Source organism: Sphaerotilus sp. (genome assembly GCF_041083715.1).
Taxonomy (GTDB): Bacteria; Pseudomonadota; Gammaproteobacteria; order Burkholderiales; family Burkholderiaceae_C; genus Sphaerotilus.
The window spans coordinates 1-10,199 of sequence record NZ_JBFPGY010000157.1; the positions used below are offsets into that span (position 1 = coordinate 1).

Sequence of the window (10,199 nt, forward strand, 5' to 3'; positions counted from 1 at the left end):
ACCGCAGGGAAACGCCGATCCATGGGCTCGACCAGGTCGGGCGCCAGATGGTGGCGCACCTGCACGCGCTGTTGCGTCCCACCACCCGGCTGCGCAACAGGGCAAGGCAGATCTGCGCACAAGCCGGACCCTTGAGGGGTCTCGACGAAGCGGCGCTGAACGAGCGCATCGCGGCCCAGGCCCGGGCCTGCCGACTGCACGGGGCCCGCGATGACCAGGCCGGCCGGCAACTGCGCGAGCAGTCCCTGGCCGTCATTGCCGTGGCGGTCGAGCGGGTTCACGGGTTCACGCCACACGTCGAGCAGGTCATGGGCGCCCTGGGCTTGCTGGAAGGCCACATGATCGAGATGGCCACGGGCGAGGGGAAAACGGTGACGGCGGCGATGGCCGCGGTGGCTGCTGCATGGCGCGGGCTGCCCTGCCATGTAGTGACCGCCAACGACTACCTGGCCCAGCGCGATGCCGAACTGGGCGGGCACCTGTTCGGGCTGTGCCGACTGTCCGTGACCAGCGTGACCGACGGCATGCCGCCGTCGAGCCGGGCAGCGGCTTACGGCCATGACGTGGTCTACACCACCGCCAAAGAGCTGCTGGCCGACTTCCTGCGCGACCAGCTCATCCTGGGCAAGACTCCGCAGCGTGCCCGCTTCTCCCTGGGGCAGGCACGGGCTGGCCACAGCGGTGTGGCCACCATGGGCAAGGAAGTCGTGCTGCGCGGACTGGCCCAGGTGATTGTGGATGAAGCCGACAGCGTGCTCATCGACGAGGCCATGACCCCGCTGATCATCTCGTCGCCACACCAGGACGATCTCCTCGCCCAGGCAGCTGGCGAAGCGGCGGCCTTGGCGAGGCAGCTGCAAAAAGACGAGGACTACACAGTCAATGCCCTGCTGCGCCACAGCGCGCTGACCGACAAGGGGCGAGAACACCTGCGGCTGCACACCCAGGGCATGTCGCCGTTCTGGCGCCATCCGGAACGCGCCCGTGAACTGGTCGAGATGGCGCTGCACGCCCAGTCGTTCCTGGTCCGCGATCTGCACTATGTGGTCGAGGACGGCAAGGTGGTGCTCATCGACGAACTCACCGGGCGGTTGGCCCGCCAGCGCACGCTCTCGCTCGGCATGCAGCAGATTCTGGAGGCGTGCGAGGCGCTGCCCATCTCCCCACCATCGCAGGTGTCGGCGCGCCTGAGTTTCCAGCGGTTCTTTCGTCTGTTCTCCCATGTGGGCGGCATGACAGGCACGGCCCAGGAAGCCCGCCGCGAGTTTGCCGCGGCCTATGGACTGGCCACGCTGCCAGTGCCCACGCACCGACCGCTGCAGCGCCGCTTCCTGTCCGACGCGCTGTGCGTGGATGAACAGGCCAAGTTCGACGCCATCGTCCGTGAGGCCCTGGGCTGCCATGCCGAAGGGCGTCCGGTGCTGATCGGCATGCGCAGCGTGCGCTCCAGCCAGATGCTGCATGCGCACCTCCAGCGCAGCCATCCGGCGCTGCAGGTCGAGGTGCTGCACGCGGTCAACCACGAACAGGAAAGCGCCATCGTCGCCCGTGCGGGCCGCCCCGGAGCAGTGACCATCGCGACCAACATGGCCGGACGTGGCACCGACATCGGGCTGGACGAGGGAGTGCGTGCCGCCGGAGGGCTGCATGTGGTCATCGGAGAGAGCAACGATTTCCGGCGCATCGACCGGCAACTCGCCGGCCGCTGTGCACGCCAGGGTGATCCTGGTTCGGTCAGGCGCCACCTGGCCTTCGATGACGAACTGATGCGGCGCTTCACCCCGCCGCGACTGCTGCAGTGCTGGCGGTGGCAACACCGGCATCTGCCCTGGCTGGACAGTACAGGCACGGCCCTCGTGCTGTGGCTGACCCAGCGCCGTGCCGAACTGCAAGCCTTCCGCCAGCGGCGCGAGACGCTGAAGCACGATCTGGAAGTCGACAAGACAGGCCTTTGAACATGGATGACAACTCTGCTTCGGCCCGGAATGCCCTGTGGCAAGCCGCCGCGATCTTCACCGGCCCACCAACCGCATTCTGGCCACTGCTGACCCAGGCTGCGGCCCATGGAGCGGGCGGCGAGCTGTGCGTGCTCTATGCGCGTGACACGGCGGCCGAGGCCGGTCCGGCGGATTGGCGGCTGCTGGCCCACTGGCCGGCCGTGGCGGTCGAGAAGCTACCGGCCCTCCAGACTTCGGTGCCGCCCGCGCTGCTGAGCCAGGCCAGATCGACCGGACTGGCCATCGGTCTGGCCGCCAACGGCCGCTGGCGGCTCGGGCTGCTGGCGTTCACGGTGGACGAAGGCCGCAGTGAGCTGGTCCTGGTCGTTCATCTGGGCCAGAACAGTGTGCCCGAGGCCGATCTTCGCCCTTATCTGGCCACCTTTCCCGCCCTGCCGATGCTCTACGAGACGCGGCGCCGGCTCGGCGCCAGCGACCGCGACGCCCAGCGTCTGGCACAAACGCTGGAATTGACAGGTCGGGTACTCGACTGTCCTGACTTTGACCAGGCCGTGCTGGCCCTGGTCAACGACCTGGCCACCCAGTTCAGCGCCGAGACGGTGTCTCTGTCCTGGCGTGCCCGCGAGGGCTTGCGCCTGCGGGTGATCAGCCATGCGGAGAAGATCGACCGCCGCACCGAGCACACCGTGCTGCTGGAGGAGGCACAGCAGGAAGCGCTCTCCCAGCGCTGCGAGCTGCGCTGGCCGAACACGGGACTGCAGGTGGTGCATGCCCATGCGCGCTACGCCCGGCTGCAACAGCCGGGCCATCTGCTCACCCTGCCGCTCAACGATGCACACGGCGATGGCCAGGGTGCCCTGACGCTGGAGCGCCAAGGGGCTGCGTTCACGGGGACGGAGCAGTGGGGATTGCGTCTGATCTGCGATCTGGTGCATCCGGTGCTGCAGCGCCAGGAAGCACGTACCCGGGCCCTGCCGCGGCGGCTGGGCGCGGAGATCGGGCACAGCCTGCCGATGTGGCTGCGACCACAGACCCCGGCCGGTCGTCGGCTTGCCACCGGTCTGGGTGCGGCAGCCTTGGCGGCCTTGTTCGTTCCGCTGCCATATGCCATCGATGCAGGCGCCACCGTCAAGGCCGATGTGATGGCTTTTGTCGGTGCCCCGTTCGATGGCTACATCGAATCCAGTCCGATCAGCCTGGGCACACAGGTCCGGGCAGGCGATGTGCTGTTCACGCTGGCCACCCGCGAGTTGGTGCTGGAGCGCGCCAACCTGCTCGCCGATCTGGCGCAACACACCCGCGAAGAAGAAAAACGCCGCAGCGCCAACCAGCTGCCGGAGATGCAGATCGCAGAAGCCCAGGCCGCCCAGACCACGGCCAAGCTGCAGCAGGTGGAGTACCGGCTGGCACAGGCGCAGGTCCGCTCGCCCATCCATGGTGTGGTGATCGAGGGGGAACCCGGCAAGAGCCTTGGAGGTGCCGTGCGGCGTGGCGAGACCACGGTGCGCATCGCCGCCCTGCAGAACCTGCATGTCGAGGCCTCGACGCCCGAGCGCGACATCAGCGAAGTGGCACTGGGCGCCGATGCCCGGGTCAAGCTCATCGCCACACCGGGAGAGGCCGTGTCGATGCAGGTGACCCGCCTGATCCCGGCCGCATCGGTCAAGGATGGGCACAACACCTTCCCCGTCCGGCTGGAGCTGCCGGCTGTGCCCGCCGCTTGGCGGCCAGGAATGACCGGGGTGGCCAAGATCGATCTCGGGTGGCGGCCCCTCGCCTGGATCGGCGTCCACCGCTTGATGGATTTCCTGCGGCTCAACCTGTGGTGGTGACGGCCCGGGCCGGGCGACTCAGACTTGGTAGCGGCGCTGCAGATACTGGGTGAGCCGCACCCAGCCCTGGACCAGCAAGGGCCGTGCAGGCAGCTGGATGCGCACCCAGCTGGTTCGACCATGGCGCAGGGGATCGACACTGGCGGTCTGCATCTCTTGTCGCGAAGGCTGCGCCACCAACTCGGCACGCAGCAGGAAAAACGGCTCGACCGCCTGGGTCGGCCCCGATTCGGTCCGCAGCACCGCCACCGAGCCACCGGCCAGCGGCGTCAGGGCGGTGGACGGCAAGGTGCTCTGGGAATGGGGCAGCAAGGTCAGGCGTGCCACTTCGCGCACCTGATCGCGCTCGCCCTCGATGCGCACGCCGGCCGATCCGGGCTGCAGCGTCGTCAGTGCCAGGGCGGCCTCCTGGCGCAGCACACCCAGGAACACGAGTTCACGGTCGTCCACCACCACACCCAGGTCGGCTCCGCGACCGACCCAACCGCCGACCCGATGCGCGGCATCCGGCATCACCCAGACCCCTGCATGCGGGGCACGGACCGTCAGCGCCGCCTGCTGGCGCAGCAGTTCGCGCTCCAGACCACCCAGCGTGCGCAAGCGCTCGCGGACAGGCACCAGGTCGACACCGCCATCGGCCAGCGCCCGCTGCTCCTGGACCCCGGCCTCGCGCAGTTGGGCACGGACCGTGACCAGCTCGCTGTCGAGTTCCGGGTTGACCAGCTGCACCAGCAACTCCCCTGCCCGTACCCACTGCCCCGAAGGAACCGAGGCCTGCTGCACCAGGCCCCCGCTGTCGGTGTTGATGTGGCTGTTCAGGCGAGCCTCGACCACCCCGTCCAGCACCCGGCTGTCAGGCATGGGCACCAGCACCAGAACGCCCAGCGACACCCCCAGGACCAGAGCGGTGCGGCGCATCAACTGCTTTTGCTGGAAGCGGAACAGCGGCTGCGCCAGCGTGACGCACATGCGCTGCAGCGGTGCCAGGAAGTTGATGACCAGCAAAGCCACCGCCACCACCAGACCGACACCCAGGTACTGGTCTGCCACGAACAGCACGATGCCGGCCATCACCGACAGGCGGTACACATTGGACACGACAAAGAACAGGCACAACCCGATGCGGCGGCGCAGACCGGGACCCGCGTCGGCATCCGCCGGCGTGCGCAGCACGAGGATGCGCCAAGCCTGCATGAACTGCTGCTGCGCCTGCTGGTGAAGGTTGGGGATTTCCAGGGCGTCCGACAGCATGTAGTAGCCATCGAACCGCATCAGTGGATTGATGTTGAACACCACCGTATAGACCACGGTCGTGAACATCAGGTTGTAGGCCAGTTCATTGACCATCCCCGGCGGCGACCACGTCCAGACCAGGGTGGCGACCGCACCGACTGCGACATCGGCGAGCATGCCCGCCCCGCCGACCAGCACCCGCTGCCAGCGGTTGCGCAGCGCCCAGCTCGCCGACAGGTCGACATAGGGCATGGGCGTGAGCATCAGCAGCATCACGCCCATGGTGCGGACCTCGGCGCCGAAGCGCTTGCAGGTCGATGCATGTGCCAGCTCGTGGAGCATGTGCGAGACCAGCGTGGCCGCGTACAGCCCCAGCAGGTTGTCCGTCTGCAGGATGTGCTCGGCCTGCGTCCAGGCGCGCGGGCCGGCCAGGGCCAGCTCCACACCGGCCCAGATCACCAGCCCCAGGGCCATCAGCAGCATCGGCAGGCTCAGCACCCAGTCGATGAGGCCCCGATGGCGGTTGAGCCACGGATCGGGATCCCACAGCGGGATGCGCATGAACAGCAGCTCGGACAGGCGGGCCAGCAGCGGCTTGCGCTGCCTGGCTTCGAAGCGCTCGGCCAGCCAGGCTTCGTCCACGTCCCCGGCCACCTGGATCAGATTGGCCCGGTACAGGCCAGTGACAAGGTCGAACACCTCGTCCTGGCCCGGCGTGTTTTCAGGATCATCGTTCACCGCCGCCCGCCAGATCTCGTCCAGGGACGCCCCCACCTGCAGGCGGCAGAGGAACCGGTAGGTTGCCGGATTGACTCGAAAGAGACCGTTGTGCGCCCGCTCGCGCAGCACATACCAAGGTTCGCCCCGATAGTGGTGCAACCGGATCGACAGACCCGGGCGCAACCCCAGGTGCAACGCGGCCACGCGGTACCAATGGTCTGAAAAGGTTCTCCGCATCGACGCGGCCACCTTAGCGCGGAAGCTCGAGACTGACAGGCGCGCCCGGGCGCACATCCGCACCCTGGCGAATCAGGTCGATCTTGACCTCGCGCAGGCCGCTGGCCGAATCGATCACCGGGGAAACAAAGGTCAGCCGACCTTGCGTCGACATCGGCGGCTGACCGACCTTCAGGCTGACCGAGGCCCCTTCACGCAGCTGTTCGCTGGCTTGGGCAGGCACGTTGATGACGGCCTGGATGCTGCTCAAATCGCACAAGCGCAGGGCCGGCTCATGGGCCTGCACGCTCTCGCCGGACGACTTGATCAAGCGCGTGACGATGCCGGCCTTGGGCGCACGCAGCGTACGGCGGTCGAGATTTTCCTTCGCGGTCAGGTAGTCCAGCCGCTCCATCTCCTTGGCCGTCTTGACGCGCTGAATCTCGGCAACCGCATTGGCATAGACCAGCTCACGGTTGTCGAGTTCCTCACGGCTGATGCCTTGCGACTGCTGGTAGATGCGCCGTGCCGCTTGCACCTGGGCCAGGGCCGTTTCGTGGCGAGCCTGGGCGATGGTCATTTCCGCCGTGCCCTGCCACTGGACATGGCGACGTTCGACGTCGAGTTCCTCGGCCCGCTGATCAAGCCGCAGCAGCACGTCACCAGCGTGCACGATCTGACCTTCACGCACACGCATTTCGGCCACGCGGCCAGCGAGCGCCAAGCCCAGACCGAGATCGGCCGCGCAACGGGTCACCCCCCGCACGCTGCTGGACGCAGCCGGGACAGCCGGTGCGCCAGGATCGGCCCGCGCTGGCAGAACACCGACACACAGCACAATGGCCAGCACGCCAATGGCGATGTCCACAGGCACAGGCATGAAGCGCACGGTGGTCATTCCAGATCCAGCTGCGACAACAGACTGCCGCTGGTCTGCGCCACCAAGTAGCTGGCGCGGGTGGCCTGGGTCTGCACATCGACGAGCGTTTCTTCCGCCGTGAGCAACTCCTGCTGCTTGCGGGCAACATCAATGGCCGAGCGGCGCCCTTCGCGCACCAGTTGTTCCTCGATCTTCAGCAGCGAGCGCTGGGCCTGGACAATCTCGCGTTGACGCTCCATTTGCTGGTGCGCCTTGTCGAACACAGTCTGGCTGGCATGAAGCTCATTGGCGATGCGTTGCTGTATCGCGCTGGCGGCCAGCTGGGCTTGACTGCGGCGATGGATGGCCACGTCGTAATCGCTGCTCTTCTTCTGGTCACCGAACAGGCCGACCTTGAGGGTCAGCCCGACCATCCAGCTGTTGTAGGGCACCTGACCACCCAAGTAGGCAGGCAGCGCACGGTTCGCCGAGGACAGGTCCTCCTTGCCGTAACGCAGGGTCATGTTCAACTCGGGTCGGGCCTGGTCAACGGCGAAATCGACCTTGCGTGCTTCGCGCTCAACCCGCAGGGTGCTGATGCGCGCTTCAGGCCGGAGCACCAGCACGGCATTCAACCCTTGACGGGGCTGGGCCTGTTCCTCTTCGGCGGGTGTGAGTGCAGCCTGCACGGGCTCGGGCAATACCAGCGAACGTTGCAATGTTTCGCCCGAAGTCCTGTCGCGGGCCGACAGAAAAACCTGCAGCGCATTGATCTGCTCTTCCAGATCCTGCTGCGCCTGCGCCAATTGCGCGTTCTTGAGCGCCAGTGACGCATGCGCTTCGGTCAGCTCGGCGGCCGAGCGCAGGCCACCGGCATGCTGGAGCGAGATCTCCTTGTCCACCACCGTGGCGACTTGGCGTGCCTGTATGCGCAAGCGCACTCGCTCTTCGGCCCGCTGCACGAGCAGGTATTGATTGATCGATTCCATGACCCGCTGGGCTGTGAGCTGGCGCACCGTCTCGCCAGCCACACGCCGATCCGCATCGGCAATGCGGATGCCCAGGCGGTTGACCTCGCCGCCGTAGCCCCGCATGAGGGGCTGGGTGACCTTCAGCCCCAGGTAACCCTTGTTCTCGGGTGACGGGGCATTGGCCAGCGCCTGCAGCGAGTTCTTGATCACGCTGGCGTTGTACGAGAACTCCAGATCGGCGCCACTGTCGACCTTGACCATCACGCCAGCCTTGAACCGGTTTTCCTGTGAATCGTAGACATCGCCAGGATTGACCCCGCGCTGTTTGGCATCGGCCGCGCTGTTGAGCACATGCATGCTCTCGCGCTCCAGGGATGTGAAGGCAAACGGCTCGAAGACGGCTTCTGCCCCGCGCAGGCCGGCATCGCCAATGGCCTGCTCCAGTCGCTGGACCCGCAGCGACTCGTCCGAGCTGGTGAGCCTGGCCACGAAATCCTTCAACGACACGCGTTGCGGCTGTGGTGCGGCCAAGGCTGCTGGCGGAACGGGTGATTCAGCCGGTGGTGGCGGCATCACCTGGGCGGACACCAGACCGGTCCAGCCCAAAGACCCACACAGGGCCAGACAGATCTTCTTCATGGTGGCAGATGCGTGTCAGTTCAATGGATCTTGCTGATCTTGGTCTCGTACTCGCCCAGCACGCGTTGCAGCGTCTCGGCCAGGTTCTTGGCCACAGACGGCGTCATGATCACGCGCGATGACAACTGGATGACGATTTCGTCACCCACTGCACCCCAGGTCTGGTTGGTACCGAACAGCAGCGTGACCTCGTCCTTGCTCATGCCGACGTTGGCTACATTGGCATAGTTCGAAGCCATCTGGCGGTCATCGAAGCGCACGCGCACGCTGCGGTCTTCCTTGTCAGCAGCAGGATTGACCGCATCCAGGGGAGATGTGGCGGCGGTGTTCAGGGGTGCATCATTTTTCTGCATTTGGGACTCCATCACTCAAGACTCATAAAGGTGGTCGGTCGTCTTCTGCTCGTCGCAGAGACGGACGCCGTGGGCGACCAATGGAGTGTCAAAGTCGTCAGTGGACGGGTCAATGGTAGAAGTGCTCGAATTTTTCATCTTTGTATTGGAGCCCTCATTTACCAACCAATTCAACCCATCAACTTCGGTCATCTCGTCCGGAGAAGAAGGTGTCGGAACAGCCATGTCATCTCCATCCTTCGGGCCACGGTCCGACGTGTCGTTCTGCCAAACGGGCAAATCGGACGGAAGCACATCAGGCCAGGCCACACCCGTCAGGCCCAATGCCGGGAGAATCTGGCCCGAACCCAGCAATCGAGCCTGCGAGGCGATCTGAATCGGACGGCTCAACAGCCCACCTTGATCACTGTCCTGTGCTTCCCGCAGTCGCAGCAAGGCGGAGTCACCGAGGACTTCGGTATCGGGAATGCTGCGGCTGCTCAAGGCAGAACGCAGATCGAACGGACGCGGATGGGTCGTGACGCGCGAGGTCAGCTGTGGGGTGAGGTTGCCCCATTGCGCATCCAGATCGACACCTGACAGATTGCTGATGACATAGATCCTCTGGCCCGGCAGATTGCTGATCAGACCCGCGCCACCCGCATGGCGCTGGTAGCGCAGACCATGCTGGGTGATGGCCCCCCCGGCGGTCAGCACGACATCGCCGGTACCGAGATTGCTGACGCCCTGGTCCCCCACGGCCAAGGCCTTGCGGTTCTGCAGGTTGATGCCTTGATCGACCGTGTTCAGGGCATTGACCACCTGGACATCGACATTGAGATTGTCTTTCCAGGGCAGTCCGATGCCATGGGCCGCTGACAGATTCAGCTCGCTGGTGACGATCAGGTTCTGCTCGGTCTGCGTGTTGTCGAGGATGGCTCCCTGCACAGAAGTCAGGCTCACGCTGTCCCCGGCACGGATCAGATCAAGCAGGATGCTGTCGACCGTGCGGATGACCACCGCCCGGCCGGCATCGACCAGGGTCCGGGCATCGGCCATCACCAGGCCACCTTGCCGGGCGATATCGAGGCGGACGGTGTCGTGCGCTGAAAGCGTGGCATCGTCCCGCAGGTTCACATTGCCCTGGTCCACCTGCAGATCGAGGTTCGTTCCGGCGGCCAGGGTAGTTTGGCCATTCAGGTCAACCTGTCCGGTACCGATCGTCAACAGGAGGTTGTTCCCGGCAACCACCGTGCTGCTCCCGGCCATCGACAGGTCGCCCGTGCCGACGTTCGCGGTGAAGTTGCCACCACTGTTCAGCAGCGTCGTGCCGCTGAGCGCGAGGTCGCCTTGGCCGACCGTGATCGCCGTGCTGCCGCTGGCCATCACCGTGCTGGTGCCAGCCATCGACAGATCACCCGTGCCGATGTTCATGGTGA

The 10,199-nt window shown here is 65.9% G+C and carries 7 protein-coding genes; 2 read left to right on the forward strand and 5 right to left on the reverse strand.

Going from position 1 to position 10,199, the window contains the following annotated elements:
* The coding region (locus AB3X43_RS07195) for a preprotein translocase subunit SecA (protein WP_369429178.1) at positions 1-1,955 on the forward strand (1,955 nt) is incomplete at its 5' end.
* Positions 1,956-1,957: 2 nt separating this feature from the next.
* The gene (locus tag AB3X43_RS07200; protein WP_369429179.1) at positions 1,958-3,790 is read left to right on the forward strand and encodes an efflux RND transporter periplasmic adaptor subunit; all 1,833 of its coding nucleotides are present in this window, start codon (positions 1,958-1,960) and stop codon (positions 3,788-3,790) included.
* Between the two features lie 18 nt (positions 3,791-3,808).
* On the opposite strand, the gene AB3X43_RS07205 is transcribed toward AB3X43_RS07200, so the two are convergent.
* From AB3X43_RS07205 to AB3X43_RS07225, 5 genes are all read right to left on the reverse strand, one after another.
* On the reverse strand, positions 3,809-5,947 hold the full coding sequence (locus tag AB3X43_RS07205) for a hypothetical protein (RefSeq protein WP_369429180.1): 2,139 nt from the start codon (positions 5,945-5,947) through the stop codon (positions 3,809-3,811).
* A gap of 46 nt (positions 5,948-5,993) precedes the next feature.
* Positions 5,994-6,857 carry an efflux RND transporter periplasmic adaptor subunit gene (locus AB3X43_RS07210; RefSeq protein ID WP_369429181.1) on the reverse strand — a complete coding sequence of 288 codons (864 nt, stop codon included), beginning with the start codon at positions 6,855-6,857 and terminating at the stop codon, positions 5,994-5,996.
* On the reverse strand, positions 6,854-8,428 hold the full coding sequence (locus tag AB3X43_RS07215; RefSeq protein WP_369429182.1) for a TolC family protein: 1,575 nt from the start codon (positions 8,426-8,428) through the stop codon (positions 6,854-6,856). Before AB3X43_RS07215 ends, AB3X43_RS07210 begins: the two co-directional genes overlap by 4 nt.
* A 20-nt stretch (positions 8,429-8,448) precedes the next feature.
* Positions 8,449-8,781: a DUF3467 domain-containing protein gene (locus AB3X43_RS07220; RefSeq protein WP_369429183.1), complete on the reverse strand. Its 333-nt coding sequence runs from the start codon at positions 8,779-8,781 to the stop codon at positions 8,449-8,451.
* Between the two features lie 15 nt (positions 8,782-8,796).
* Positions 8,797-10,199 (reverse strand): hypothetical protein (locus AB3X43_RS07225; protein ID WP_369429184.1); only part of this gene is annotated, 1,403 nt, incomplete at its 5' end.